At 72.2% G+C, this 25,847-nt stretch carries 22 protein-coding genes and 1 riboswitch; of the genes, 8 read left to right on the top strand and 14 right to left on the bottom strand.

Going from position 1 to position 25,847, the window contains the following annotated elements; genetic code table 11:
- Window positions 1-42: 42 nt before the first annotated feature.
- The 3 genes from pgsA to ACFYP0_RS24325 form a co-directional block, all read right to left on the bottom strand.
- Entirely contained in the window at window positions 43-633 is a 591-nt protein-coding gene (gene pgsA, locus ACFYP0_RS24335; protein ID WP_124854126.1) for a CDP-diacylglycerol--glycerol-3-phosphate 3-phosphatidyltransferase, read from the bottom strand.
- A gap of 77 nt (window positions 634-710) precedes the next feature.
- The gene (gene rimO, locus ACFYP0_RS24330; protein WP_124854125.1) at window positions 711-2,219 is read right to left on the bottom strand and encodes a 30S ribosomal protein S12 methylthiotransferase RimO; all 1,509 of its coding nucleotides are present in this window, start codon (window positions 2,217-2,219) and stop codon (window positions 711-713) included.
- A gap of 89 nt (window positions 2,220-2,308) precedes the next feature.
- Complete coding sequence (locus ACFYP0_RS24325; RefSeq protein ID WP_355500475.1) at window positions 2,309-3,232, bottom strand: ornithine cyclodeaminase family protein; 924 nt, start codon at window positions 3,230-3,232, stop codon at window positions 2,309-2,311.
- A gap of 91 nt (window positions 3,233-3,323) precedes the next feature.
- Window positions 3,324-3,394, top strand: a riboswitch (guanidine-III (ykkC-III) riboswitch).
- 61 nt (window positions 3,395-3,455) lie between these two features.
- Here ACFYP0_RS24325 and sugE point away from each other — a divergent pair.
- Together sugE and ACFYP0_RS24315 are read left to right on the top strand one after the other, a co-directional pair.
- Window positions 3,456-3,770, top strand: a complete 315-nt coding sequence (gene sugE, locus ACFYP0_RS24320; RefSeq protein WP_091400443.1) for a quaternary ammonium compound efflux SMR transporter SugE — start codon at window positions 3,456-3,458, stop codon at window positions 3,768-3,770.
- 82 nt (window positions 3,771-3,852) lie between these two features.
- A complete protein-coding gene (locus ACFYP0_RS24315; RefSeq protein ID WP_124854123.1) occupies window positions 3,853-4,098 on the top strand; it encodes a hypothetical protein in 246 nt (81 codons plus the stop codon).
- A gap of 67 nt (window positions 4,099-4,165) precedes the next feature.
- Here the strand turns inward: ACFYP0_RS24315 and ACFYP0_RS24310 are convergent, their stop codons facing one another.
- Window positions 4,166-6,625, bottom strand: a complete 2,460-nt coding sequence (locus tag ACFYP0_RS24310) for an FtsK/SpoIIIE family DNA translocase (RefSeq protein WP_355500478.1) — start codon at window positions 6,623-6,625, stop codon at window positions 4,166-4,168.
- A gap of 113 nt (window positions 6,626-6,738) precedes the next feature.
- Here ACFYP0_RS24310 and ACFYP0_RS24305 point away from each other — a divergent pair, with 113 nt between their 5' ends.
- From ACFYP0_RS24305 to ACFYP0_RS24295, 3 genes are all read left to right on the top strand, one after another.
- Window positions 6,739-7,218, top strand: coding sequence for a YbjN domain-containing protein (locus tag ACFYP0_RS24305; RefSeq protein ID WP_124854121.1), 480 nt, complete (start codon window positions 6,739-6,741; stop codon window positions 7,216-7,218).
- 86 nt (window positions 7,219-7,304) lie between these two features.
- The gene (locus tag ACFYP0_RS24300) at window positions 7,305-8,906 is read left to right on the top strand and encodes a type III secretion system chaperone family protein (RefSeq protein ID WP_355500578.1); all 1,602 of its coding nucleotides are present in this window, start codon (window positions 7,305-7,307) and stop codon (window positions 8,904-8,906) included.
- 123 nt (window positions 8,907-9,029) lie between these two features.
- Window positions 9,030-10,082 carry an LPXTG cell wall anchor domain-containing protein gene (locus ACFYP0_RS24295; protein ID WP_355500481.1) on the top strand — a complete coding sequence of 351 codons (1,053 nt, stop codon included), beginning with the start codon at window positions 9,030-9,032 and terminating at the stop codon, window positions 10,080-10,082.
- Window positions 10,083-10,162: 80 nt separating this feature from the next.
- Here the strand turns inward: ACFYP0_RS24295 and ACFYP0_RS24290 are convergent, their stop codons facing one another.
- The 5 genes from ACFYP0_RS24290 to ACFYP0_RS24270 form a co-directional block, all read right to left on the bottom strand.
- Window positions 10,163-11,851: a ribonuclease J gene (locus tag ACFYP0_RS24290; RefSeq protein WP_124854118.1), complete on the bottom strand. Its 1,689-nt coding sequence runs from the start codon at window positions 11,849-11,851 to the stop codon at window positions 10,163-10,165.
- A 52-nt stretch (window positions 11,852-11,903) separates the two neighbouring features.
- A complete protein-coding gene (gene dapA / locus ACFYP0_RS24285; RefSeq protein ID WP_355500484.1) occupies window positions 11,904-12,830 on the bottom strand; it encodes a 4-hydroxy-tetrahydrodipicolinate synthase in 927 nt (308 codons plus the stop codon).
- A gap of 47 nt (window positions 12,831-12,877) precedes the next feature.
- On the bottom strand, window positions 12,878-13,618 hold the full coding sequence (gene thyX, locus ACFYP0_RS24280; RefSeq protein WP_124854127.1) for an FAD-dependent thymidylate synthase: 741 nt from the start codon (window positions 13,616-13,618) through the stop codon (window positions 12,878-12,880).
- Window positions 13,619-14,773: 1,155 nt separating this feature from the next.
- On the bottom strand, window positions 14,774-15,379 hold the full coding sequence (locus tag ACFYP0_RS24275; protein WP_356977093.1) for a DUF2752 domain-containing protein: 606 nt from the start codon (window positions 15,377-15,379) through the stop codon (window positions 14,774-14,776).
- A gap of 172 nt (window positions 15,380-15,551) precedes the next feature.
- Window positions 15,552-16,781, bottom strand: a complete 1,230-nt coding sequence (locus tag ACFYP0_RS24270) for a winged helix-turn-helix domain-containing protein (RefSeq protein WP_356976941.1) — start codon at window positions 16,779-16,781, stop codon at window positions 15,552-15,554.
- A 79-nt stretch (window positions 16,782-16,860) separates the two neighbouring features.
- Between ACFYP0_RS24270 and ACFYP0_RS24265 the strand changes: the two genes are divergently transcribed.
- The gene (locus ACFYP0_RS24265; protein ID WP_356976939.1) at window positions 16,861-17,412 is read left to right on the top strand and encodes a GNAT family N-acetyltransferase; all 552 of its coding nucleotides are present in this window, start codon (window positions 16,861-16,863) and stop codon (window positions 17,410-17,412) included.
- Here ACFYP0_RS24265 and ACFYP0_RS24260 read toward each other — a convergent pair.
- Window positions 17,311-18,585, bottom strand: coding sequence for a glycosyltransferase 87 family protein (locus ACFYP0_RS24260; protein WP_356976937.1), 1,275 nt, complete (start codon window positions 18,583-18,585; stop codon window positions 17,311-17,313). The genes ACFYP0_RS24265 and ACFYP0_RS24260 overlap by 102 nt on opposite strands.
- 35 nt (window positions 18,586-18,620) lie before the next feature.
- Between ACFYP0_RS24260 and ACFYP0_RS24255 the strand changes: the two genes are divergently transcribed.
- Window positions 18,621-19,196, top strand: coding sequence for a GNAT family N-acetyltransferase (locus ACFYP0_RS24255; RefSeq protein ID WP_124854113.1), 576 nt, complete (start codon window positions 18,621-18,623; stop codon window positions 19,194-19,196).
- 44 nt (window positions 19,197-19,240) lie between these two features.
- On the opposite strand, the gene ACFYP0_RS24250 is transcribed toward ACFYP0_RS24255, so the two are convergent.
- From ACFYP0_RS24250 to ACFYP0_RS24235, 4 genes are all read right to left on the bottom strand, one after another.
- Window positions 19,241-20,128 carry a carbohydrate ABC transporter permease gene (locus ACFYP0_RS24250; protein WP_124854112.1) on the bottom strand — a complete coding sequence of 296 codons (888 nt, stop codon included), beginning with the start codon at window positions 20,126-20,128 and terminating at the stop codon, window positions 19,241-19,243.
- Window position 20,129: 1 nt separating this feature from the next.
- Complete coding sequence (locus tag ACFYP0_RS24245) at window positions 20,130-21,251, bottom strand: carbohydrate ABC transporter permease (protein WP_356976935.1); 1,122 nt, start codon at window positions 21,249-21,251, stop codon at window positions 20,130-20,132.
- A gap of 72 nt (window positions 21,252-21,323) precedes the next feature.
- Window positions 21,324-22,574, bottom strand: coding sequence for a sugar ABC transporter substrate-binding protein (locus tag ACFYP0_RS24240; RefSeq protein ID WP_124854110.1), 1,251 nt, complete (start codon window positions 22,572-22,574; stop codon window positions 21,324-21,326).
- A 24-nt stretch (window positions 22,575-22,598) separates the two neighbouring features.
- A complete protein-coding gene (locus tag ACFYP0_RS24235) occupies window positions 22,599-23,588 on the bottom strand; it encodes a LacI family DNA-binding transcriptional regulator (protein ID WP_356976933.1) in 990 nt (329 codons plus the stop codon).
- A 145-nt stretch (window positions 23,589-23,733) separates the two neighbouring features.
- Between ACFYP0_RS24235 and ACFYP0_RS24230 the strand changes: the two genes are divergently transcribed.
- Window positions 23,734-25,845 (top strand): amylo-alpha-1,6-glucosidase, encoded by a 2,112-nt coding sequence (locus ACFYP0_RS24230; RefSeq protein ID WP_356976931.1) that lies wholly within the window; start codon window positions 23,734-23,736, stop codon window positions 25,843-25,845.
- The last annotated feature ends 2 nt before the right edge of the window (window positions 25,846-25,847 follow it).

Genomic DNA, 25,847 nt, shown 5'->3' with positions numbered 1-25,847 from the left:
TGGGGCCCGGGAGGGCCGGTGGGGGCGGGGGCGGGGGTGGGGTTAGCGGGGGCGGCGGAGGCGGAGGGCTTGGGCTATGTAGTCGAAACCGGTGGCGACCGTGACCAGGACGGCGGCGGCCATGATCCAGGGGCCGACGGCGGCGAGCGCGGCCGGCATCGGCCAGAGATACCAGGCGATGGCGAGAATCTGGAGCGCCGTCTTGACCTTGCCACCTCGACTGGCGGCGATGACGCCGTGCCGGATCACCCAGAACCGCAGCCCGGTGATGCCCAGCTCGCGGACGAGGATCAGCGCGGTCACCCACCAGGGCAGTTGGTCGTACCAGGAGAGCAGCACCAGCGCCGCGCCGGTGAGCGCCTTGTCGGCGATCGGGTCGGCCACCTTGCCAACCGAGGTGACCAGGCCGAAGCGGCGGGCGATCCAGCCGTCCACCAGGTCGGTCGCCGAGGCCACCGCGAAGATCAGGCAAGCCGCCATCCGCCAACCGGAGTGGGTCATCCCGGACACGATCACCGAGGCGGCGAAGACCGGCACCAGCACCAGCCGCAGGGCGGTCAACGCGTTTGCCGCGTTGACGACGGGCACCACGGCCACCACCCGGCCCGGCGTCGACTCCGTCGCCCCGGTCACCGCCGCACTCCGCTCGGGCCGCCGTGGCGTTCCCGGCACCGCACCACCTGGGTCCCCCGCTCCGCTCGGGCCCGCCGTCACCGTGCCGCGCCGGGCGCCGCCGAGATCATCTCATCCGGCACGGCGAGCAGGTCCACCCCTTCGGTGCCGGTCACCGTTGCGCGTACCAGATCGCCCGGACGCAGCGCGGCCAGGTCGACCCCGCCCTCGGCCGGGGCGACCAGGGTGGTGGAACCGTCCACCTCCGGCGCCTGGTGGGCCGCCCGACCCTCCACCACGCCGTCCTCGATCGAGTCGACCAGCACCTCGACGGTCGAGCCGAGTCGGTCCTCGGCCCGCTGCGAGCAGAGCTCGTCGGCGAGGGCGCTGAGCCGGTCGTAGCGCCGCTTGATCGTCGCGGCGGAGACCTTGCCGGGCAGGCCGGCGGCCTCGGTGCCGTCCTCGTCGCTGTAGTCGAACATGCCGATCGCGTCGAGTCGGGCCTCGGTCAGGAACCGGACCAGCTCGTCGACGTCGGCGCGGGTCTCGCCGGGGAAACCGACGATGAAGTTGCTCCGGGCGCCCGCGTCCGGAGCCAGGGCGCGGGCACCGGCCAGCAGCTCAAGGAACCGGTCGGTGGAGCCGAAACGCCGCATCCGGCGCAGCACCGGCTCGCTGGAGTGCTGGAACGACAGGTCGAAGTACGGTGCGACGCCCGGCGTGGTGGCGATCGCCTCGACCAGCCCGGGCCGGGTCTCGGCCGGCTGGAGGTAACTGGCCCGCACCCGGACGATGCCGGTCACCGCGGCGAGCTGCGGCAGCAGCTTCTCCAAGGCGCGCGGGTCACCCAGGTCCTTGCCGTACGAGGTGGAGTTCTCGCTGACCAGCACCAGCTCCCGTACGCCGCTCTTGGCCAGCCACTCCGCCTCGGCGAGCAGCTCGTCCGGGGTACGCGAGACGAAGGCCCCCCGGAAGGCCGGGATGGCACAGAACGCGCAGCGGCGGTCGCAGCCGCTGGCCAGCTTCAGCGAGGCCACCGGACCGGTGTCGAGCCGTCGGCGCAGCACCTGGCGCAGGTGCGCCGGGGTGTGCTCGTCGGTGTCGACGACGGTGCGCGTCACCGTGCCGTGGCCGGGCAGCGACACACCACTGTCTCGGCGCTGCACCGGGGTCAGCGGCAGCAGCTCCCGCCGGTCCCGTGGGGTGTGCGCGGTGATCTGCTCGCCGGCGACGACGGCGTTCAGCCGGGCGGCGATGTCGGGGTAGTCGTCGAAGCTCAGCACCGCCTGGGCCTCGGGCAGGCTGTCGGCCAACTCCCGGCCGTACCGCTCGGCCATGCAGCCTGCGGCGACCACCTTGGCGCCCGTTCCGGCGGCGGCGAGCAGGGTCTGGATCGAGTCCTGCTTGGCCTTCTCCACGAAACCGCAGGTGTTGACGACCACCACGTCGGCGCCCTCGCCGTCGGTGGTGACCTGCCAGCCGTCGGCGTGCAGGCGGGCGGCCAGCTCCTCCGAGTCGACCTCGTTGCGGGCACAGCCCAGGGTCAGCAGGGCGACGCGACGGCCCTCGGCGTGGTCAGCGGGAGAAGGAGAGGTGGCAGACACCATCCGAGGGTACCGGGCCGGCCGGGTGAGCCCACGCACGCGGGCTGCGGAGACGGTCGACACCATTCGGTCAGCCCCGTCCCGTCGGCCGGTCAGCGCGCCGCGGCGGCCACCCGGGTCAGCGCGTCGAGCAGGAACACCTCGGTGCCGGCCAGGCCGGTGGAGCAGAAGACGGAGATCTGGTCCGCGGTGGTCCGGCCGGGGACCGCGCCGGCCAGGACGCCGCCCAGGTCGCGCAACCGCCCGGCGTACGGGGGTGTGGCCGCGAGCATCGGCGGCTGGTAGTCCGCCGCCTGGGCCGGTGAATCGGTGACCAGCAGGTCGGCGGTGTCCAGCAGGTCGGTGCCGAACTCGCTGCGGTCGCGCTGCTTGAAACCGACCGCGTTGACGTGCGTTCCGGGGCTGAGGTCGGCGGCACAGAGCACCGGGGTCGGGCTGGTGGTCGCCAGCACCACCAGGTCCCGCCCGGCGACGGCCGAGCCCGGGTCTGCCACCGCACGGGCCGGCACGCCCAGTTCGGCACGGACCCGGGCGGCGAAGGCCTCCCGGCGAGCGGAGGAGCGGCTGTGCACCACCACCTCGCGCAACGGGCGGACCGCGGCGGCGGCCCAGACCTGGGTCCACGCCTGCCGGCCGGAGCCGATCACCCCGAGGGTGGCGGCGTCGGGACGTGCCAGCGCGTCGACCGCGAGGCCCCCCAACCCTCCGGTACGACGGGAGCCCAACTCCTCGCCGACCGCGACCGCCCGGATCGCCCCCGTCCGGGCGTCGTGCAGCACCACCAACTGCTCGCCCTGCGGGTGACCGAAGGTGTCGTACGAGCGGAAGCCGTACCACTCGCCGACCAGGTGCCCGGCGGTGAGCACCATCCGCCCGCCGCTCAGCGGTGCGGCGGCCCGGGGCGGCGCGATCAGGCGTCCCTCGTACGCGGCCAGGAGGGCGGCGCGCATGGCGTCGACCGTGGTGGCGGCGTCCAGCGCGGCGGCGACCTCGGGGTCGGCGTAGAGCATGGTCATGCTGGCGATACTGCAAGTTGAAGTCAGGTGGAGGTCAACGGACCGTGGCGGTGGTCACCGCCCGCCGCCGGGGTCGGTGCTAGCGTCGGCACCGGTGGCCGGATGCTCGTGGCCGCTCCGGACGAGTGGTGGGCGTACCCGGTCAGGCCAAGACGCCCCGCGTGACGTGCAGACTCGACTCGTCCCGGCGCGGCAGCCCCGGGCACTTCCGGTGAGGTGAACGATGGCCTGGCTCGTACTGGTGATCTCGGGACTGCTGGAGACGGCCTGGGCGATCGCCCTGGACCGCAGCGCCGGTTTCAGCCGGCTGATCCCGTCCGTGGTGTTCGTGGTGACCCTGCTGCTGAGCATGGCCGGGCTGTCGTACGCCCTGCGGGACATCCCCGTCGGCACCGGCTACGCGGTCTGGGTCGGTATCGGCGCGGTCGGCACCGCGCTGGTCGGAATGCTGGCGCTCGGCGAGTCGGCGAGCCTGCCGCGGATCCTCTGCCTCCTGCTGGTGGTCGCCGGCGTGATCGGTCTCAAGATCTTCCACTGAGGTGTCCCGTCGCCGGGCGTGGCCAGCGCCCACAGTGGGTATTGATCGATCCGTCACGACAGGCTCTCAACAGGAGGAAGACATGGCCGACATGCCGAGCACCGTTCGTCCCCGCAGCAACGCCGCCCGCATCATCACCATCGTGGGTTTCGTCTTCGCGGTCCTGGCCCTGCTGCTCAACCCGATCATCTTCGGCGTGCTCGGCGTCATCGCGGGCGTCGTCGGCGCGGTGCTCGGTGACAAGCCGCTGGGTTGGTACGCCGCCGCGGCCAGTGTCGTCGCCGCGATCCTCGGTCTGGTGGTCTTCGCCGCGCTGATGAACAACTGACCGCTCCCCAACGTCACGGGCCCGCCGGATTCCGGCGGGCCCGTCGTGCGTCCGGGGTCGGCGGGGGTCAGTCCCCGTCGCCGCGCAGGCCGGCCAGGACCTCGTCCAGCTCGTCCGGCTTGACCAGCACGTCGCGCGCCTTCGACCCCTCCGACGGCCCGACCACCCCCCGGGTCTCCATCAGGTCCATCAGGCGGCCCGCCTTGGCGAAACCGACCCGCAGCTTGCGTTGCAGCATCGAGGTCGAGCCGAACTGCGAGGTGACCACCAGCTCCACCGCCTGCACCAGCAGGTCCAGGTCGTCGCCGATGTCCTCGTCGATCTTCTTCTTGCTCTCCTGCGCCGGGGCCAGCACGTCCTTGCGGAACTCCGGCTCACGCTGGTCCTTGCAGAACTTCACCACGTCGGCGATCTCGCGCTCGGTGACCCAGGCGCCCTGGATCCGGACCGGCTTGGAGGCGCCCATCGGCAGGAAGAGCCCGTCACCACGGCCGAGCAGCTTCTCCGCGCCCGGTTGGTCGAGGATGACCCGGGAGTCCGCGAGGGAGGAGGTGGCGAACGCCAGCCGGGACGGCACGTTCGCCTTGATCAGACCGGTCACCACGTCGACCGACGGGCGCTGGGTGGCCAGCACCAGGTGGATGCCGGCGGCCCGGGCCAGCTGGGTGATCCGGACGACCGAATCCTCCACGTCGCGCGGCGCGACCATCATCAGGTCGGCGAGCTCGTCCACGATCACCAACAGGTACGGGTACGGACGCATCTCGCGTTCGCTGCCCGGCGGTGCCGTGATCTCGCCGTTGCGGACCTTGCGGTTGAAGTCGTCGATGTGCCGGACCCCGTTGGCGGCCAGGTCGTCGTAGCGCATGTCCATCTCGCGGACCACCCAGTCCAGCGAGTCCGCCGCCTTCTTCGCGTTGGTCACGATCGGGGTGACCAGGTGGGGAATGCCCTCGTAGCCGGTCATCTCGACCCGCTTCGGGTCGATCAGCAGCAGCCGCACCTCGTCCGGGGTGGCCCGGGTGAGGATGGACACCAGCAGGGTGTTGAGGCAGCTCGACTTGCCCGCGCCGGTGGCGCCGGCGATCAGGATGTGCGGCATCTTGGCGAGGTTGGCCACCACGTAGCCGCCCTCGATGTCCTTGCCCAGCGCGACGACCATCGGGTGGTGATCGCTGGTCGCCGCGCGCGAGCGCAGCACGTCGCCGAGGGCGACGTTCTCCGGGTCGGTGTTCGGGATCTCCACGCCGACGGCGCTCTTGCCCGGGATCGGGCTGAGGATCCGCACGTCCGGTGACTTCACCGCGTACGCGATGTTGCGCGACAGCTGGGTGATCCGCTCGACCTTGACGCCGTGCCCCAGCTCCACCTCGTAGCGGGTGACGGTCGGGCCACGGGTGAAGCCGGTGACCGCGGCGTCCACATCGAACTGGTCGAACACGCCGGTCAGCGCGGCGATCACCTCGTCGTTGGCCTTGCTGCGGGTCTTCGCGGCGGCCCCGGCGCTGAGCATGTTGGCCGGCGGCAGGGTGTAGTCCCCGGACAGCCCGGTCAACGCGAGCTGCTCGGCCCGGGTCGGGGCGGGCGAGTGCTCCGGCGGATCGACCGGCGGCTTGCGGCTCGCCGGCACCTTCCCCGGAGACTTGCGCGGCAGCACCATGGTCTCCTGGAGGTCCGCGCCGTCCAGGTCCTCGAAGTCGTCCGGGTCCAGTGGTGCGGGCATCCGCTTCGCCGGTCGCTTGCGCGCCGGCTTGGCGGCCACCTCGTCCGCCTCCTCATCCGCCTCCGGTGCGCCGACCAGCCCACCGGCGAGCAGACCCAGCCGCTCCGGGATCTTGTTGATCGGCGTCGCGGTCACCACGAGCAGGCCGAAGAGCAGCAGCAGGACGAGCAGCGGCACCGCCACCCAGGCGGTGACCGCCCGCTCCAGCAGTCCACCGACGCCCGCGCCGACCAGACCGCCGGCGAAGTCACGCTCCAGCGGGTCGGCCGGGTCCTGACCGATCTGGAGCAGCGCGGCGGTCGACACCAGCAGCGAACCCCAGCCGATCAACCCTCGGCCCCGGTGCTCCGGATCGGCCGGCTGACGCATCAGCCGCCACGCCCCGATCATCAGCAGCACCGGTACGACCACCGAGATCGCGCCCAGGAACAGCCGGACCGTGTCGGCCAGTCGCGCGCCCACCGGCCCCGCTCCGGACAGCCAGAGCGCCACGGCGCTGAGCAGGGCGAGCCCGAACATGAGCAGCCCGGCGCCGTCCCGGCGGTGCTCCGGGTCGAGGTCGCGGGCCGAGGCGGCCTGCCGGCCGGCGGCGCGCACCGCCCAGCCCATCCCGTGCGCCAGCCCCATCCACAATGCACCTACCGCACGGCCGACGTAGACCGCCGGGCCGGGCCGGGCCGGGGTGGTGCGACGTCGGACCGGTGCCCGGGTGGTCTTCTTCGCCGGTTGACGGGCACGACTGTTGGTGCCACCGCGCGGCGACGCGCCGCGCCGCCGGCTCGCCTGAGAGGTACGGCCCGCCATAGAGTCACGGTAACGGTGGGGCCGGGCAGATCCCCGCTTTTCCGGGTCGTGTCCGCGCGTCGTAACACGAACCCCACCGCCGGTCGTGATATCCGCCTCAGAAGGGATGCCCCATGGCGTCGCCGGAAATCGAAGGCGATCCGGACGATCCGCTGGCCGGGCACCCTGGCGCACTGCGTCCGCTGACCGGCGAACTGGTCGCTGCGGTGCTCGCCGCCCGCGGCCGGTCAGTCGGCCCGACCCCGGACGGCGACCTCGTCGGCCACTTCGACGACAACCTGATCTGGTTCCTCCGCGTCGGCGGGGACGGGGAGCTGCTCCAGATCCGCACCATGGTCGATCCGACCTTCGGCATCGAACGGGTGCCCGACCTGTACGCGTTCTGCAACTCCTGGAACCACGACCGGCTCTGGCCGAAGGCGTTCGTCCACGTCGCCGACGACGGGCGGGCCCGGGTGTACGGCGAGGTGATCACCGACCTGGAACGCGGCGTGACCCCACACCAGCTCGACCAACTGCTCGACTGTGGCATCTCCACCGGCTGCCAGCTGGCCGTGGCGGTCCGTCGACTACCCGGCGCGGTGCCGTCGTGACCGGCCGGGACGAGTTCACCGGCAGCCGTACCGGCACACCACCGACCGGCTCCGGCGACAGCCTCGCGCGGGGCTGCGTACCGGCGCTGGAGGCCGCGCTCACCGAGGCCCGGGACCTCCCCGACGGCCCGGCCCGGCAGGTGGCCCTGGAGCGGCTCGCCGAGCGCGCCGACGCGGCCGGCGACGTCCGGTCCGGGATGGACGCGCGGTTCGCGCTGATCGAGGCGTATCTGCTGCACGGGGAGCGGTGGCGTCTGGTCGAGCCGGTCCGGCGCAGCCGGGCCGCCGCCGACCACCGGCCCGACCTGCTCACCGAAACGGAGAACGGGCTGCTGCTGCGCTACCAGCGGTACGCGGTGGAGGCGCTGCTCGGCACCCCCCGGGTCGGGCTGGACCAGACCCGCTCCCTGCTGCACGACCTGGCCCACCGGGTCGGTGCCGATGGTCCGGACACACCGACAGTCGCGGAGCTGCACTGCCGGATCGCCGATCATCTGGGCGACGAGCCCACCGCCCGGCACTGGTACGAGCGATGGTCCGGAAAACGGCCGGGCCCCGCCGGCGGCTGCCCGGGCTGCGCCTCGGCCCGGCGTGCCGAGCTGCTGGCCGGCTGGGGCGAGTGGCATGCCGCGGTCAGCGAGCTCGGGGAGACCGACGGCGACCCGCAGTCCTGCACCGACCAGCCCGAGCGGGACCTGGTCGCCGGTCTACTGCCGGCACTGCGCACCGGCGAGCCGGCGCGGGCGGCGACGGCGCACGTGCGGGCGTACCGCCGGCACCGGCGGGAGCGCGCGGCGTTCCCCCACCTCGCCGCGCACCTGCGGTTCTGCGCGCTGGGCGGGCACCTGGAACGCGGACTGACCATCCTGGCCGAGCAGCTGCCCCGGTTGGACCGGCCGACCGACGATCTCGCCGCCATGGAGTTCGCCGCCGCCGGGGCACTGGTCTGCGGGCTGGCCGTGGAGACAGGGCTGGGCGGGCGGACGATGCCCCGGCCGGCGTACGGCGAGCGGACCGCCACCGAGTTGGACGTCGCCACGCTCGGGGCGCTGCTGCTCGGGGTGGCCAACGAGTTGGCCGGCAGCTTCGACGCGCGCAACGGCACGGGGCACCACTCCGGCCGGATGGCCGCCTGGCTGTCCGAACGCCCGCTCGCGGCACCGGTTCCGCTGCCCACAGACGACGAACCTGACGAGCCCGACGATCCCGACGAGCCCGACGCCGACCGGGCCGACGCCCAGGCCGAGCCCGATACCGAGGCCGATCCCGAGCTGGGCGACCGCGAGTTGTCCGCGCTCTCCCTCGGCATGATCACCGGGATCCTGGACGGGCGCGGCGACCGGTACCTGGTGGACGAGGGCGAGACCGTGGTCGGCCACTGGGAGGGGGCGGTGATCCAGTTCCGGCGGGCCGGTGAGCGCGGTGAGGTGCTGCACGCCCGCGCCATGGCCAACCGCCGGCTGCCGGCGGCCCGCCGCGCCGAGGCGTACGCCTTCTGCAACGCGTGGAACCACGACCGGCTGCTGCCCAAGGCGTACGCGCACGACCTCGGCGACGAGTTGGTGCTGGCCGGCGACGTGGCCACCGACCTGGCGCACGGGGTCGCCCCGGCGCAACTACGGGTCCTCATGGACGCCGCCATCGCCACCGGCATCGCGTACGCCGAGGCCGTCGCCGCGCTGCCCTGATTCGCCAGGGGCGCCAACGGTTGCAGTTGCCGCGCGACTGCACGACATCCGACAGCTCGCAACCGGGAGAACGGCACCGGGGTGATATCGCCGTCAGCCCACCGCAACCCCTCGGGAGTCGTCATGAACCGCCCGCTCCGGTCCGGCATTCTCGGTGCCGCCGTGCTCGTCCTGTCCGCCCTCGCCACCCCAACCGTTGCCGGTGCCACCCCTGCGAAGCCGACCGTCTCGCCGAGCACGACGGCCGGGAGCGCCGCGCCGACGATCCTGGCCCGGGCCGACATCGTCTTCCTCGGCGGCGACCCGTGGCACCCGTCGGGTTCGCTGGAGGTCAAAGTCGTCAACGAGGGTGGGACAGCGGCGAAGGGCTTCTTCGTGCTCCGCCTGCCACCGAATGCCGGCCTGACCGCGGGCGGCGACTGCCGGGCCGGCGACGGTGCGCCCAGGACCTGGGTCTGCGGCGGCGCGGAACTGCCCGCCGGAGGCGATCGGACGTACCGCCTGACGGTGACCTCATCGGCTGCACAGCCGGTCTTCGGCGTGACCGAGTGGGGTTCCGTTGCCGGTCAGGACGCCACTGGCCGCGCCGACCGACCCACCGACGTCCGGATCAACTGGCCAGACCGCACGACGCTGCGGCTACGGGCCACCGCCGGCCCGATCGTCGACGGTGCCGCGACCATCCGGGTCCGGGTCACGAACACCGGCACGTTCGACATCGGCGGGTACTCGTTGAACGTCGCCACTCCGGACGGGGTGCGGGTGACCGCACCGGGGTGCTCCGACAGCGGCCGGACGAACGGTGTGGGCTGCGAGATCCTGCGCGAGCGCCGCCTCGCGGACGGCGCCACGGACAGTTTCGACGTACGGGTGGCGGCCACCGGCGGGACGAAGAGCGTTCGGCTCTGGCTCGCGCCCACCAACCGGTACACCAACCCGGACACCTCGGTGACGCTCCGCCTGACCGGCGGCGGATCCGGCGGCGGGGCGGCCACCACCGCGCCACCGGCCGACCCGACCACGCCAGCGACCACGGCACCGGCCACGCCCGCCCCGGAGGCAACGGAACTGCCGCGCACCGGCACGACCACCATCGTGTACGGCCTGATCGGCGTGTCGCTGCTGACCCTCGGCGGCGGACTGCTGCTCCTGCGACGCAGGCTCCAGCGCGGCTGACCCGCGACGGCGAGCCCAATCGTGAAAACGGCGATGCCCGCCCGCACCTCGTGTGCGGACGGGCATCGTGACGCGTGCGGTCAGACCTCGACGACGGTGGGCACGATCATCGGCCGACGACGGTACTTGTCGTTGACCCACCGCCCCACGGTCCGCCGGACGATCTGCTGAAGCTGGTGCGGGTCGGTGATGCCGTCCGCCGCGGCCCGGTTGAGCGCCTCGGTGACCAACGGCACCACCGGGTTGAACGCCTCCGGGTCCTCGGAGAAGCCCTTCGCGGAGAGCGTCGGGCCGGCGACCACCTTGCCGGTGACCGAGTCGACCACCACGGTGGTGGCGATGAAACCGCCGTCACCGAGGATCCGCCGTTCGGTGAGCAGCGACTCGCTGACGTCACCGACGGCGAGGCCGTCCACGTAGACGTACCGGCTCTTCACGTGCCCCACCAGGCTGGCGCGGCCCTCGACAAGGTCGACCACGTCGCCGTCCTCGCAGATCACCACCCGGTCGGCGGCCACCCCGGACTCGATGCCGAGGCGGGCGTGGGCGCGCAGGTGACGCCACTCGCCGTGCACGGGCATCAGGTTGCTGGGCCGGACCACGTTGAGCAGGTAGAGCAGTTCCCCGGCGGGCGCGTGCCCGGAGACGTGCACCTTGGCCACGTCCTTGTGCACGACCACCGCGCCGGCCCGCGCGAGCCGGTTGATCACCCGGTAGACCGAGGTCTCGTTGCCGGGCACCAGTGAGGAGGCCAGCACGACGGTGTCACCGGGGGCGATGGTGATGTGCCGGTGGTCGCCGCTGGCCATCCGGCCCAGCGCGCTCATCGGCTCACCCTGGGAACCGGTGGACATCAACACGATCTGCTCCGGCGGCAGCGTGGTCGCCTCCTCGATCCCGATGACCAGGCCGGCCGGGATGTTGAGCAGGCCGAGGTCCCGGGCGATGCCCATGTTGCGGACCATGGACCGGCCGATCAGCGCGACCTTGCGGCCGTGCTCGGCGGCGGAGTCGAACACCTGCTGCACGCGGTGCACGTGCGAGGCGAACGAGGCCACGATGATCCGACCCTTGGCCTTCGCGAAGATCGAGTCGAGCACCGGGCCGATCTCCCGCTCCGGCGTGACGAAACCGGGGATCTCCGCGTTGGTGGAGTCGGACAGCAGCAGGTCGACACCTTCGGCGCCGAGCCGGGCGAAACCGGCCAGGTCGGTGATCCGGCCGTCCAGCGGCAGCTGGTCCATCTTGAAGTCGCCGGTGTGCAGCACCAGGCCGGCGGGGGTGCGGATGGCCACCGCGAGGGCGTCCGGGATCGAGTGGTTGACCGCGAAGAACTCACACTCGAACGGGCCGAGCCGCTCACGGCCGCCCTCCCGCACGGTCAGCGTGTACGGCTGGATCCGCCGCTCGGCCAACTTCGCCTCGACCAGGGCGAGGGTGAACTGTGAGCCGACCAGCGGGATGTCAGGCTTGTGGGCGAGCAGGTACGGCACCGCGCCGATGTGGTCCTCGTGACCGTGCGTCAGCACGATCGCCTGGACGTCGGCCAGCCGGTCCAGGATCGGACCGAAGTCGGGCAGGATCAAATCCACACCCGGCTGCTCGACGTCGGGGAACAACACCCCGCAGTCGACGATCAGCAACTTGCCGTCGTACTCGAAGACGGTCATGTTCCGACCGATGGCGCCGAGCCCGCCGAGCGGGATGATCCGCAGGCCACCTTCCGGCAGCGGCGGGGGCAGTTCCGCCTCGATGTGCGCCTCGGTCACGCGTCCACCTCATTCTGCGACGCCGTTACTCGACGTCCATCGTGTCGTTCGTTCATTCGGGCAGCTCCAGGCCCGCTGCCGCGAAGTCCGCGCGCAGCTGGGCGATCTCGTCGTCGGTGGCGTCCACGAGCGGGGGTCGCACCGGGCCGGCCGGCAGGCCCAGCGACGCCAGGCCCGCCTTCACCAGGATGGTGCCCTGGGTGCGGAAGATGCCGGTGAACAGCGGCAGCAGCCGCCGGTGCAGGGCCAGCGCGGTCGGCATGTCCCCCGCGTCGTACGCCTCGATCATCTGTGCGGTCAGCGCCCCGGTGAAGTGCGTCGAGGTGCCGACCAGGCCCACGCATCCGACGGCCAGCGCCGGCAGGGTGAGGGCGTCCTCGCCGCTGTAGAAGGCGAGGCTGGTCCGGCTGGTGACCCAGCTGGTGGCGGTCAGGTCGCTCTTGGCGTCCTTGACCGCGACGATCCGGCCGTGTTCGGCGAGCCGGACCAACGTCTCGGTGTCGATCGGCACGCCGGAGCGGTGCGGAATGTCGTACAGCATCACTGGCAGCCCGGTGGCGTCGGCCACCGCGGTGAAGTGTCGCAGCAACCCGCTCTGCGGCGGCTTGTTGTAGTACGGGGTGACCACCAGCAGGCCGTGCGCACCCGCCTTCTCGGCGGCGGCGGCCAGCTCGATGGTGTGCCGGGTGTCGTTGGTGCCGACGCCCGCGACCACCTTGGCGCGGTCACCGACGGCCTCCACCACGGCCCGGATCAGGTGTTCCTTCTCCGCCTCGGTGGTGGTCGGCGACTCGCCGGTGGTGCCATTGACCACCAGCGCGTCGTTTCCCTGCTCGTCGACCAGGTGGCTCGCCAGCCGGGCGGCGCCGTCGAGATCGAGGGAACCGTCTGGGGTGAGCGGGGTCACCATGGCTGTGAGCAGCCGGCCGAAGGGGCGGGACGCCGGTCGGGTCGCGGCGTCGAGGTGGTCGTGCGTCATACCCTCCAACCTAGCGGACGACCAGCCGAGGCCCGCCGGGGAAGGGCTCAGGACGCCTCGTGCGGGCTGGCCGCCACTTCGGTGCCGTCCGGCAGCGTGGTGATCGCGAAGTCGGCGAACACGTTCGGGGCGACCCCCTGGAGCTGGCGCAGGCACTCCACGGCCAGCTCACGGATCTCCACGTCGGCGTGCTCGGTGGCCCGCATCGCGATGAAGTGCCGCCAGGCCCGGTAGTTGCCGGAGACCACGATCCGGGTCTCGGTGGCGTTGGGCAGCACCGCCCGGGCCGCCTGCCGCGCCTGCTTGCGGCGCAGCGTCGGGTTCGGCTCGTCGGAGAAGCGCTGCTCGAGGCCCTCCAGCAACTCGGTGTACGCCCGAACGCTGGCCTCGGCGGCCTCCACGAACTTCTTGTGCAGCTCCGGGTCGTCGGCGATGACCGCCGGCTCGACCATGGCCGCGTCCCGCTCCGGGACGTAGCGCTGGGAGAGCTGGGAGTACGAAAAGTGCCGGTGCCGAATCAGCTCGTGGGTGAAGGAGCGGGACACCCCGGTGAAGTAGAAGGTGACCGACCCGTGCTCCAGCACGCTCAGGTGGCCCACCTCGAGGATGTGCGCCAGGTAGCCGGCATTGGTGGCGGTCGCCGGGTTCGGCTTCTTCCACGACTGGTAGCAGGCCCGACCGGCGAACTCGGCGAGCGCCTGGCCGCCATCCGCGTCGGTCGACCACGGCACGTCGTCCGGGGCCGCGAATTGGGTCCACGCGATCAACTTGACCTGGGGCTGCACCATGTCCGGCATTCCTGGGACTTTAGTGGTGGGGTGCCGCCCGGCCCAACTCAGGCGCGCCCCCTGCAATGTCGATCACTCAGACAGCCGCGGACCCGCCGACGACCAACGGCGTTGGCCGGGTCCGGGTCCAGGTCCGGGTCCGGGGTCCAGGGTCCGGGGTCCGGGGTCCAGGGTCCGGGGTCCGGGGTCCGGGGTCCAGGGTCCAGGGTCCGGGGTCCGGGGTCCGGGGTCCAGGGTCCAGGGTCCGGGGTCCGGGGTCCAGGGTCCGGGGTCCAGGTCCGGGGTCCAGGGTCCGGGGTCCAGATCCGGGGTCCAGGTCCGGGGTCCAGGTCCGGGCATCGTCATCGAGGCCGGGGCGGACAGTTCATTGGCGTCCTTTGGAGCTGAATCGTTGGCGACATCAGCCCCAGCGGATGGGCTCACCCACGCCGACGACCAAGGCCCGAGCTCCGCTCGGGCGCCCAAGACCCGAACAAACCGATCCGGCCCAAGCGACCCGGGCGGCCCGAGCGACCCGAGCGACCCGAGCGACCCGAGCGACCCGAGCGACCCGAGCGACCCGAGCGACCCGAGCGACCCGAGCGACCCGAGCGACCCGAGCGAGCCGAGCGAGCCGGGCCCGAGCGGCCCGAGCCCGAGCGGCCCGAGCCCGAACGGCCCGAACGGCCCGAACGGCCCAAGCGGCCCGAGCGGCTCGGCCGCAGCTTTCGCTCGCAAGATCGCGCAACACCATGGATGTAGTGGCATCCGTCGCGCCCGACCCCACTACATCCAGGATCGAGCGCGATCTTGGGGCGAAATGCGCCGTCCGCCGTCCGCCGCGGACGCGAGTGTGCGGCTGCCCACTGGATGATCGACTCGAGTTCCTGAAAGTCGTGGCATCCGGGTCGGGTGGATGGCCCGGTTTCCTGGATGTCGAGTCGATCATGGGTGCCGGAGGGGCCCCTGATGTCGTAAACGAATCAGCTCCAAAGGACGCCAAACAGCGCACGCTGGCCGAACCCCGCATCCGCATCGGCGGCGGCGCGTGGCCGACGCGGCGGCGGCGCGGCGGCAGCGCACCAGACAGCGGCGCGTCGGGCGACGGCGCGTTAGACAGCGGCGCGGTCGGGCGGCGGCGCGGTCGGGCGGCGGCGCGGTCGGGCGGCGGCGCGGTCAGACGTAGAGCGAGGTGAACGGCGCCCAGGGCAGGTTGCGTAGCACCGAGAAGGCCAGCCACGCGGCCAGGAAACCGCCGATGACCTTCGAGCTGATCCGCAGCTCGGGCAGTCGCCAACCGAACGCCTGGTTCCCCGCCCAGGCCACGAAGAGGTACGCGAGGAACGGCAGCGCGAAGACGAACAGGAAGTGGTGCCGGGCGGCGGCCGGGAGGTCGCCGTGCAGCACGTACCAGAGCGCGCGGGTGCCACCGCAGCCCGGGCAGTCCAGCCCGGTGGTCAACTTGAGCAGACAGGTGGGCGCGGCGTCCGGGTCGGCGTAGGTCGGGTTGCTGAGCAGCGCGTAGCTCATGCCGACGGCGACGCAGCCGACCGCGGCCAGCGGCACCGCCCAGCGCGGGGAACGTTCGTAGAGCCGCAGCACGAACCGGGTGAGCCGGTCCGGCTCAGGCGCCGGGTAGCCGCCCGGCGGGGTCGTCGGCCAAACCTCCGGACCCGCGCCACCGGGACCGAAGCCGGAGGGTGCGAAGCCGGCGGGACCCGCGCCACCGGGACCGAAGCCGGAGGGTGCGAAGCCGGCGGGACCCGCGCCACCGGGACCCACACCACCGGGAGCCGTGCCACCGGGAGCCGTGCCACCAGGAGCCGTGCCACCAGGAGCCGTGTCACCGGAATTGAAGCCACCTGGATCCGTGTCACCGTCGGCCGGCGCCGTGTGGACCACGCCCGGGGCGGGGTGCGGCTGGTCGACCGGTCCGGGTGCGCTCGTCACGCGCTCACGGTACACCGGACACGCCGGCCAACGCGGCGGTGAGCGGACCGGCCAGGTCGCCGGCCGTCGGCGGGGCCACCGCGTCCAGGCCGAGCCAGCCGGCGAGGCGGTACAGCTCGGCGGCGAGCGCGACGGCGGTCTCCCCCGGGTCGACGCCGGGTTCGAGCCAGGCGGCCGGCACCAGCAGCACCCCGGCCTTCCGATCGGCTTTCAGATCGACCCGGGCGGTGAGCCGATCGCCCTGCAGGAACGGCAACACGTAGTACCCGTAGACCCGCTGGGGCGCCGGGACGTAGATCTCGATCCGGTAGCTGAAGTCGAACAGTCGCTCGGTGCGGGCACGTTCCCAGATCAGCGGATCGAAGGGGCTGACCAGTGTGTTGCCCCGCACCCAGCGGGGCAACCGGGCGGACGTGTGCAGCCAGGCCGGCTGCCGCCAGCCCGCCACGGTGACCGGCACCAGCTCACCGGCCTCGGCCAGCTCTGCGACGGCCTGCCGGGCGCCGGCCAGCGGCAACCGGAAGTAGTCGCGCAGCTCCGGCTCGGCGGCCACCCCGAGGGACCGCGCGGCGAGGGCAACCAGCGTCCGGTACGCCTCGGCGTCGGTCGGGGTGGGCGCGGCCAGCACCGCCGCGGGCAGTACCCGCTCGGGCAGGTCGTAGCGGCGGGCGAAGGAGGTGCTGCGCTCGGCGGCGGCCACCTCCCCGGCCCAGAACAGGAACTCCAACGCCCGCTTGACCGCCGACCAGTTCCACCCCCAGTTGCCGGTTTCCCGGGGCGCGTCGTGCTCGATCTCGGCAGCGGTCAGCGGCCCCCGGGCGGCCACTTCGTCCCGGACCCAGGCGACCAGCTCCGGCTGCTCCTGGGCAATCCGCCGCATGCCGCCCCACGATTCGCTGTGCGCCCGGGCCATCCGCCAGCGCAGCATCGGGTGCAGCTCCACCGGGACCAGCGACGCCTCATGGCCCCAGTATTCGAACAGCTCGCGGGGGCGCCGGTAGGCGGCCTGGTCGAGCAACGTGGTCGGGTAGGGCCCGAGCCGGCTGTAGAGCGGCAGGTAGTGCGCCCGTTGCAGCACGTTGACCGAGTCCATCTGGATCAGCCCGACCCGGCCCAGCACGCGACGCAGGTGTCGGCGGGTGGGCACGCCCGTCGGCGCCGGGTCGGCGAAGCCCTGGGCGGATAGCGCCACGCGGCGGGCCTGGGCGAGCGAGAGTGATTCCGGTGCGGTCATCGTCGGCGACCTTAATTCATCGGTACGACGCCGGTGCGGGAAGCTGGACGTGACGACCAACGGGGCATAGAACGGTGCAATGCTGACCATCCGTCGGGAGGAACCGGACGACGCCGAGGCGGTCGCCCGGGTACACGTGCACGGCTGGCAGGCGGGCTACGCCGGCTTCATGCCGGACGAGGTGCTCGGGCGGCTCAACGTGGTGGCCTGGGCACAGCGTCGTCGCGACGTCGGCACCGCCGATCCGGAACACCCGTTCACCACACTGCTCGGCGAGATGGACGGGTTGGTCGTGGGTTTCACCACCTTCGGGCCGTACCGCCGCAACCAGGACCGGGACGACCTGGATCCGACGGTCGGCGAGGTGGTGGCGCTCTACGTGGAGCCGGCCCACTGGGGTGACGGGACCGCCGCGGCGCTGCTGGACGCCGCCCGGAGGGGGCTCACCGAGCGGGGCTGGGCCGGGTACCGGGCGTGGGTGCTGGCGGACAACCGGCGGGCCCGACGGTTCTGCGAGCGCGCCGGCCTGTCACCGGACGGTGAGCGGTCGACCTACCAGGTGCCGCTGGCCGGTGGGGGCCCGCCGGTCGGGCTGGTCGAGCTGCGGTACACCGGACGCCTCGACCGCTGACCCGTTCGGGGTCAGCCACCGGCGGATCGGCAGGAAAGCCAGCAGCGCCAGACTGACCCACACGTAGGCGTTACTGCCCAGGAAGCCGTCGACGCCGCTGAAGTCCTTCTCCCAGAGCCAGACGGTCCGGCTGATCAGCAGCGCGTACCCGATGGTCGCGGCGACCAGCAGGACCTGCCGTCGACGGCCGGCCGGCGCGGCCATCGCGTTGTCGACCAGCAGGATCAACGCGGGCAGCAGCCAGACCAGGTGGTGCACCCAGGTGACCGGGCTGACCAGGCACATCACCGCGCCGGTCAGCGCCAGGCCGGTCGCCTCGTCGCCGACCGCGACGGCGGCCCGGGAGCGCCAGGCCCAGAGCGCCAGGGTGCCCAGCACCAGCAGCAGCCACAGCAGGGTGCTCGGGTGCTCCGGGTCGAGCCGGGCGACCACCCCGCGCAGCGACTGGTTGGAGACGAAGGCCAGTTCGCCCACCCGCCCGGTGTTCCACAGGGCCTCGGTCCAGAACTCCCGGGACGCGTCCGGGAAGAGCGCGGCGGCCAGCAGCGAAACCCCGGCGGCCGTGCCGCCGGCGGTGAGCGCCGCCCGCCACCGCCCGGTCACCAACAGGTAGACGATGAACACGCCAGGGGTCAGTTTGATCGCGGTGGCGAGCCCGATGCCCACCCCGGCCCACCGGTTGCCGGCTGGCAGCAGCCGCAGCAGGTCCACCGCCACCAGGAAGAGCAGCAGCGTGTTGACCTGGCCGAAGTTGACGGTCTCCCGCATCGGTTCGAACGCGGCGGCCAGGCAGAGCGCCACGGCGAGGGCGAACCACCGGGTCCAGCCGGCACGGCGGGCGATCGGGTCGACCAGCCACCAGATCAGCACCATGGTGGTGGCCACGCTGGCGAGCACGCTCACCACGATCGCGGCCGTCCACGGCAGGTACGCCATCGGCAGCATGACCAGCGCGGCGAACGGCGGATAGGTGAAGCCGTACTGGGTGCCCGGCTTGAGGTAGTCGTAGATCTCCCCACCGTCGCGCACCCACCAGGTCAACGCGCCGTAGTAGACCTTCAGGTCGAAGAACCCGTGCCGGACGGCGGCGACGGCGAGGAACCCGGTGACCGCCGCGGCGAGCACCACCACCCCGACGACCTGCGCGGTCGTCCTGTTGGCACCCTGCGCCACCGTCGTCTCCCTCGCCCTGCGTAGGCTTCCGTCCCATGGCTCTCGGGTACGTCCGCCCGGCGCGTCCCGAGGACGCCGGCGAGATCGCACGCATCCAGCTCGCGACCTGGCGGGTCGCGTACCGCCGGATCCTGCCTCGGCATGTGCTCGACAACCTGGACGAGGCGTTCCTCGCCCGGCGGTGGAGCGCCGCGGTGCTGGAGCCGCCCTCGGGCGCGCACCGGGTGCTGGTCGCCGTCGAACAGGCCGAGCAATCGTATCTGGTGGGGTTCGCCGCCTCCGGCCCGGCCGACGGCGAGGCGTTGGCCCCGGGTGAGCCGGCCGACGCGCTCGGCCCGGACGTGGCGGCGGTGACCGACCTGCTGGTGGAGCCGCGATGGGGCCGGCGGGGGCACGGCAGTCGGCTGCTCGCCGCCGCCGTCGACCTGTGGCGCGAGGACGGGATGAGCCGGGCGGTGGCCTGGGCGTTCGACGGTGACGAGGCGACCCGCAAGTTCCTGACCAGCACCGGGTGGGAGCCCGACGGCGCGGCGCGGGCGCTGGACGTCGACGACATGCTGGTGCCCCAGGTGCGCCTGCACGTGGCCGTTCCGGCCGAGAAGGTCGAGTGACAGGGGCGGCGGCCCCGGGGTCGAGGCCGCCGCACCGACCCAGGTCAGCCCTTGTCGGCGCCGTCGTTGGCGTCGCGGACGAAGTACCGCTGGAACACCACGAAGATGATCGCCACCGGGATGGTGGCCAGTAGCGCGGCGCCGAGCTTGAGCGGGTACTGGGTGCCCTTGCCGAGCGATCCGCTGACCAGGTCGGCCAACCCGCGCGGCAGGGTGAACAGGTCCGGGTCCTGCACCGACACAAGGCTGTGCGGGAATTCGTTCCAGGACCCCTGGAACGACAGGATGGTGAGGGTGATCAGCGCCGGTTTCGCCATTGGCAGCACCACCGACCAGAAGGTACGGAAGATGCTCGCCCCGTCTATCCGGGCGGCCTCCTCGACACTCACCGGGATCGACTCGAAGAACTGTTTCATGATGAACACGCCCGCCGCGTCGGCCAGCAGCGGCACCACCAGCCCGGCGTAGCTGTTGTAGAGGCCGAGCTGGTTGAGCACCAGGAACTTCGGGATCAGTAGCACCACCCCGGGCACCGCCATCACCGCGATGACGGCGGCGAACAGCCCGCCGCGGCCCCGGAACCGCAGCCGGGCCAGCGCGTAGCCGGCGAGCGAGTCGAAGAAGACCCGGCCGATGGTGACGAGCACCGTCACCAGCAGCGAGTTGCCCAGCCACAGCGGGAAGTTGGTGCCGGCGAAGATCCGTTCGAAGCCGGCCAGCGTGAGCGGGTCCGGAAACGGTGACAGCGGGTTCGCCGCCGCGTCGGGCTCGGTCTTGAGCGCGTTGCCGATCTGGATGACGAACGGGTAGAGGAACACCAGCCCGAAGAAGACCAGCGTGGCGTACCCCAGAAAGCGGGTGGCCAGGGTGCGGGCCGCGCGCTGGTGTCGCCGCGCGGGCGCCGCCGCCGGGCGGTCGGTGAGCACGGCCATCTCAGGACCTTTCCGGTACGCGCCGACGCCACAGGCCGCGGCGCGGCCGGTCGGTGTCCCTCTCGGCCAGCGCCCGGCGCTGGATCAGGGTGAGGATGATGATGATCAGAAACAGGACGAAGGAGATTGCCGCGCCGGAGCCGTAGTCGAAGTCCCGGAAGGCGGTCCGGTACGACAGGTACGCCGGGGTGAGCGTGGTCTTGGCCGGGTCGCCCTGGCTCATCACGTACACCTGGTCGAAGACCTGCCAGGAGCCGATCATGCCGAGGGTGAGCACCAGGAAGGTGGTGGGCCTGATCATCGGCAGGGTGACGTGCCGGAAGCGCTGCCACCGGGACGCGCCGTCGAGGGTGCTCGCCTCGTCCAGCGTGACCGGCACGTTCTGCAGCCCGGCCAGGAACATCAGCATGAAGGTGCCGGAGGTGGTCCAGACGACCAACGTGATGATCGAGATCATCGCCACGCTCGGGCCGGCCAGCCAGTCCCACCAGGTCAGCCCGAACGGGCCGCTGTCGGCCAGTGCCGCCGGTGGCGAGTCGACGCCGACCGCGCCGAACAGCAGGTGAAGCACGCCCCGGGAGTCGGCGAACCACTCCGGACCGTCGATCCCGAGGAAACCGAGCAGCGCGTTCACCGCGCCGGAGTTGGCGAAGAGGAACAGGAACACCACGCTGATCGCGACCGAGCTGGTCACCGAGGGGAAGTAGAAGGCGCTGCGGAAGAAGCTCTTGCCCTTGAGCATCCGGTTGTTGACGACCAACGCCAGTCCGAGCGCGAGCACGGTCTGCGCCGGCACCACGATCGCCACGTAGTAGATGTTGTTGCGGATGCTGGTCATGAAGTCGCGGCGGGCCAGCCCGTCCTCCGTGAACAACTGGGTGTAGTTGTGCGCGCCGACGAACGGGACGTCGCCGGTGAACGGGCTGCCCTGGCCGTTCCAGTCGGTCAGGCTGACCCAGAGCGCCATCAGGATGGGCAGCAGCAGGAACAGCCCCAGAATGACGATCACCGGCGCGACGAAGAGCCAGCCGGCAAGGTTCTCGTTGCTCCGGATGCCGCCCCTGCGTCGGCGGGGGCCGGCCGGGCCCGCGGTCGCCGCGGCGGTCAGTGTCTCGGTTGCCATCTTCCCTCCCTCCCTCTCTCCGGCCGACGTGCGACGGGGGCCCCGGTGGTCGCCGGGGCCCCCGCCATCACCTCAGCTGCCGCCGAGCGCCGCCTTGGCGTTCTTGTCGAAGTTCTGCAGCACGGTCTTCGGGTCGCCGTTCGCCAGCCCCTGTAGACCGGTGTCGAGGTCCTTGAGGACGCTGTCCATCTTCGGGGCGTTCACCGGGCCCTGGGCGTACGCAGCGCCGTCGATGAACACCTTGTCCGCCGGGAAGGCGGCGGTGTACTGGTCACCGGCCGACTGGCGGGACGGCATGACACCGAACGCCTTCGCGAAGGTCATCTGCTGCTCGCCGCTGGTCATCGCCTCGACGAACTTGATCGCCTGATCCTTGTACTTGCTCTTCGCTGCGATGCCCCAGCACTGGGTGAAGGAGAGGGTGCCCTGCCCCTTGGGGCCGGCCGGCAGCGCCACGACCTTGTACTTCACGTTCGGGAAGTCGTTCTGCAGAGCACCCTTGATCCAGTTGCCCTCGATGGTCATCACGGCCTTGCCCTTGCCGAACGCCTCACCGGACCAGCCGGCGTCGAGCTGCTTCGGGTACTTGGCCAGGCCGGTGCCGAGCATGGTCTTGACGTATTGGAGGGCGGCGAGGTTCTCCGGGGTGTCGGCCGTGGGCTGCTTGCCGTCCTTGCTCACCAGCCAGCCGCCGTTCTGCACCATGAAGGCGCCGATCCGGTCCCGGGTGTCACCGAGGGCCAGCGGGACCTGCCCCTTGGCCTTGATCTTCTGGGCGACGGCGGTGAGCTGCTCCCAGGTCGTCGGCACGTCGGCGTCGGTCAACCCGGCTCTGGTCCACAGGTCGGTGTTGATCTGCAGGGCCAGGGTCGAGAAGTCCTTGGGCGCGCAGTAGACCTTGCCGTCGTACGTGAAGGCGCTGCGCAGGCTCTCGTAGAAGTCGCCAGAGTTGCTGATTTTGTCGCCGTACGGCTCCAGCGCGCCGACGCTGGCGTAGTTGGCGAACTGGGCCGCGTCCACATAGAAGACGTCCGGCGGGGTGCCGCCGGCGAGGGCCTGACCGAGCTGCTGGGTGAGGTCCTGCGCCGGGGTGACCGTCGCGGTGTTGCCGGAGCTGCTGGCCCACTTCGCGGCGGCGTCCTGCACGGCCTTGGTCTCGGCCTCGCCGGACGAGCCGATCAGGATCTGCAGGCTGGCCGGGCCGCTGGACTGGGCGGCGTCGCCGGAGGAGTCGTCGAAGCCGCTGCCGCAGGCGGCGGAGCCAAGGAGGGCGACGGCGGCGAGGCCGGCCACCGCTGCCCGGGTGATTGTTCGGGGTGCCATGGTTTCTCCTGGTGGGGGGTGGGACTACGCGGTGTGCCGCAGTGCCAACGAGGGCTGGAGCAGCACGGGGGTGGGGGTCTCGTGGTCGCCGTCGAGGACCCCGGTGAGCAGGTCCACGCAGCGGGCGGCGGCCTCGCCGAGCGGTTGGCTGACGCTGGTCAGCCCGACCGCTGCGGCCACCGGCGTGTCGTCGAAGCCGATCACCGACACGGGCGGGTCGACGCCGCGGATCGCCTGGAGGGCACCGAGGGCGAGTGAGTCGCTGGCGCAGACCACGGCGCTCGGTGCAACTGTGACGAGCAGGTCACGCATCAGGCGTTCGCCCTCGGCGATGCCGTCCTCGGTCTCCCGGTGCAGCCCGGTCGGGTCGACGCTGGCCGCACGCAGCGCGTCGTGCCAGCCGGCCCGCCGGTCGTCGCCGACGCCGGAGCCGACCGGCCAGCCGATGAAGGCGATCCGCCGGTGGCCGGCGTCGAGCAGACGCCGGGTGGCCTGGGCGGTGCCGGCCGCGCCGTCCACGTCCACCCAGGGGTGCGCGTCGAGCGCGTCCCATGGACGACCGAAGGTCACGAACGGCACGTCCCGGTCGGCGAGCCATTCGGTACGCGGGTCGCCGTGCTTGGTACCCACCAGCACGAACGCGTCCAACTCGTAGGTGCCGAGCAGGTCGCCGTAGGTGGCGATCTCCCGTTCGTCGTCGGTGGCGGTGTAGAGCAGCACCCGGTAGCCGGCGGCGTCGGCGGTCTCGGTGAGGCCGTGCAGGAAGCGGTCGAGCACGGAGCCGTTGATGCCGTCGCGGGTCGGTTCGATGCGGGCGGCGATGAGGCGGGACCGGCCGGTGCGCATCTGGCGGGCAGCCTGGTTCGCCCGGTAGCCGAGCGCGTTGATCACGTCCTGGACCCGCTGACGGGTCTCCTGCCGCACGATGTGCGGGCTGTTGAGGACGTTGGACACGGTCTGCCGGCTGACTCGGGCGTGCCGGGCCACCGTCGCGATGGTCACCTTTTCGGCCACTTAATCCCTCTCGCCATCTTGAACGATCCAATTTGGATAAGGCAGGATTGGATCGTTCAAGTTTCTGGAATGTTTCGCACTTTGCACCGCCAGGGGCGCGTTGTCAAGATGGCCGCCCCGCACCCCGAGGATCTGGAGCCACACCGTGATCGAACGCCAGCTGCAACCCCTCCTGCACGAGCTGGTCGGGGTGGTCTTCGCCCCGACCAGCGCGCTGGGGGACGCGACCGGGCAGATCCGCCCGTCCGGCGTCCAGGGCGTCTTCCACGCCGATGCCCGGGTGCTCTCCCGCGCCGAGCTGCGGGTCGACGAGCGGGAGCTCGAAGGGCTGGCCCGCGGCGACGACGGCCCGCACGGCGCACACTTCGTGGGCCTGGCCCGCTGGCTCGGTGACCCCACCCCCGACCCCACCGTCCGCGTCGACCGGCTCCGGCGGGCCACCCGCAACGGCCTCACCGAGGAGCTGCGGATCGTCTCCACCGCCACGATCGGCGTACGGGCCACCGTCTCCGTCGACCTCGGCTGCGACCTGGCACCCATCGAGGTCGTCAAGTCCGGTGGCGCCACCGACGCGCTGACGGCCACGACCGGTCAGCCCGGCACGCTCACCTGGGCGGGCTCCGGGATCACCGTCACCGTCACCGCGCCGGGCGCCGACGTGCTCGCCGACGGCGAGCGGGCCACCGCACCCCGACTGGCCTGGGCGGTCGACCTGCCACCCGCCGGAGAGACGGTGCTGCGCTGGCAGTTGACCGTCGACGACCCTCGCGCCGTCGTCGTCGGCCCGGCCGGCGAGCCCGAGTGGTCCCGACCCGAGGTGACCGCCGACGACCGACGGCTGATCCGGCTGCTCGACCGCAGCCTGGACGACCTGCGCGGCCTCCGACTGGCCGAGACCGGCGCACCCGGCGACGTGTTCCTCGGCGCCGGAGTGCCCTGGTTCCTCACCCTGTTCGGCCGGGACAGCCTCTGGGCCGCACGGATGATGCTGCCGCTCGGCACCGACCTGGCCGCCGGCACACTGCGCGTGCTCGCCCGGCGGCAGGGCACGCGGATCGACCCGACGACCGGCGAGGCCCCCGGCAAGATCCTGCACGAGCTGCGCCGCCACGCGTTCGCTCTGCCCGACAACGGCCTGCGCCTTCCACCGGCGTACTACGGCACCGTCGACGCCACCATGCTCTGGGTCAACCTGCTGCACGACGCGTGGCGTTGGGGGATGCCCGCCGAGCAGGTCGAGCCCCTGCTGCCGCACCTGGAGGCGGCGCTGCGCTGGATCGGCGAGCACGCCGACCCGGACGGTGACGGCCTGGTCGAGTACGTCGACACCACCGGGCACGGGCTGTCCAACCAGGGCTGGAAGGACTCCGGTGACGCCGTCCGCTTCCACGACGGGTCCCTGGCCACCGCGCCGATCGTGCTGGCCGAGGTGCAGGGGTACGCGCACGAGGCCGCCGTGAACGGCGCCGCCCTGCTGGACGCCTTCGGCCGACCGGGCGCCGACCGCTGGCGCGAGCACGCCGCCGCGCTGGTCGGCCGGTTCCGCAAGAGCTTCTGGGTCGACGGTCGCCACGGACCGCAACCAGCGCTGGCCCTCGACCGCGACAAGCGTCCGGTCGACTCGCTGACCAGCAACATCGGCCACCTGCTCGGCACCGGCCTGCTCGACCGCGACGAGGAGGCCCAGGTCGCGCACCTACTCACCACCGACACGATGGCCGCCGGCTTCGGGCTACGCACCATGTCCAGCGACGACGCCGGGTTCAGCCCGTTGTCGTACCACTGTGGCTCGATCTGGACCCACGACACCGCGATCGTGCTCGGTGGGCTGGCCCGCGCCGGGCACCGCGAGGCCGCGCTCGGTCTGGCCGACGGGCTGCTCAGCGCGGCCGAGGCGTTCGACTACCGGATGCCGGAGCTGTACGGCGGCGACGACCGGGCACAGGTGAACCGCCCGGTGCCGTACCCGGCCTCGTGCCGGCCGCAGGCGTGGGCCGCGGCGGGCACGGTGCTGCTGCTCCAGGCCGCCACCGGGCTCTACCCGGACGTGCCGGGCGGCACGGTCCGACTGGCCCCTCTGGCGGGAGCAGAGTTCGGTGCCGTGACGGTCGACGGCCTCCGTGTGGCCGACACCCCGGTGCATGTCACGGTCGACCGCACCGGCGAAGCCACCGTCACCAACCTCCCCACCCCGCTAACCCCAACCCCAACCCTCCCCACCCAACGCCGCCCAAAATCCCCAACCCGCCCCACCTAACC

This window comes from Micromonospora arida, assembly GCF_042873195.1.
GTDB classification, from domain to species: Bacteria; Actinomycetota; Actinomycetes; order Mycobacteriales; family Micromonosporaceae; genus Micromonospora; species Micromonospora arida.
The sequence above is the reverse complement of the archived record's forward strand: the minus strand, read 5'-3'. Positions and strand labels throughout refer to the sequence as shown.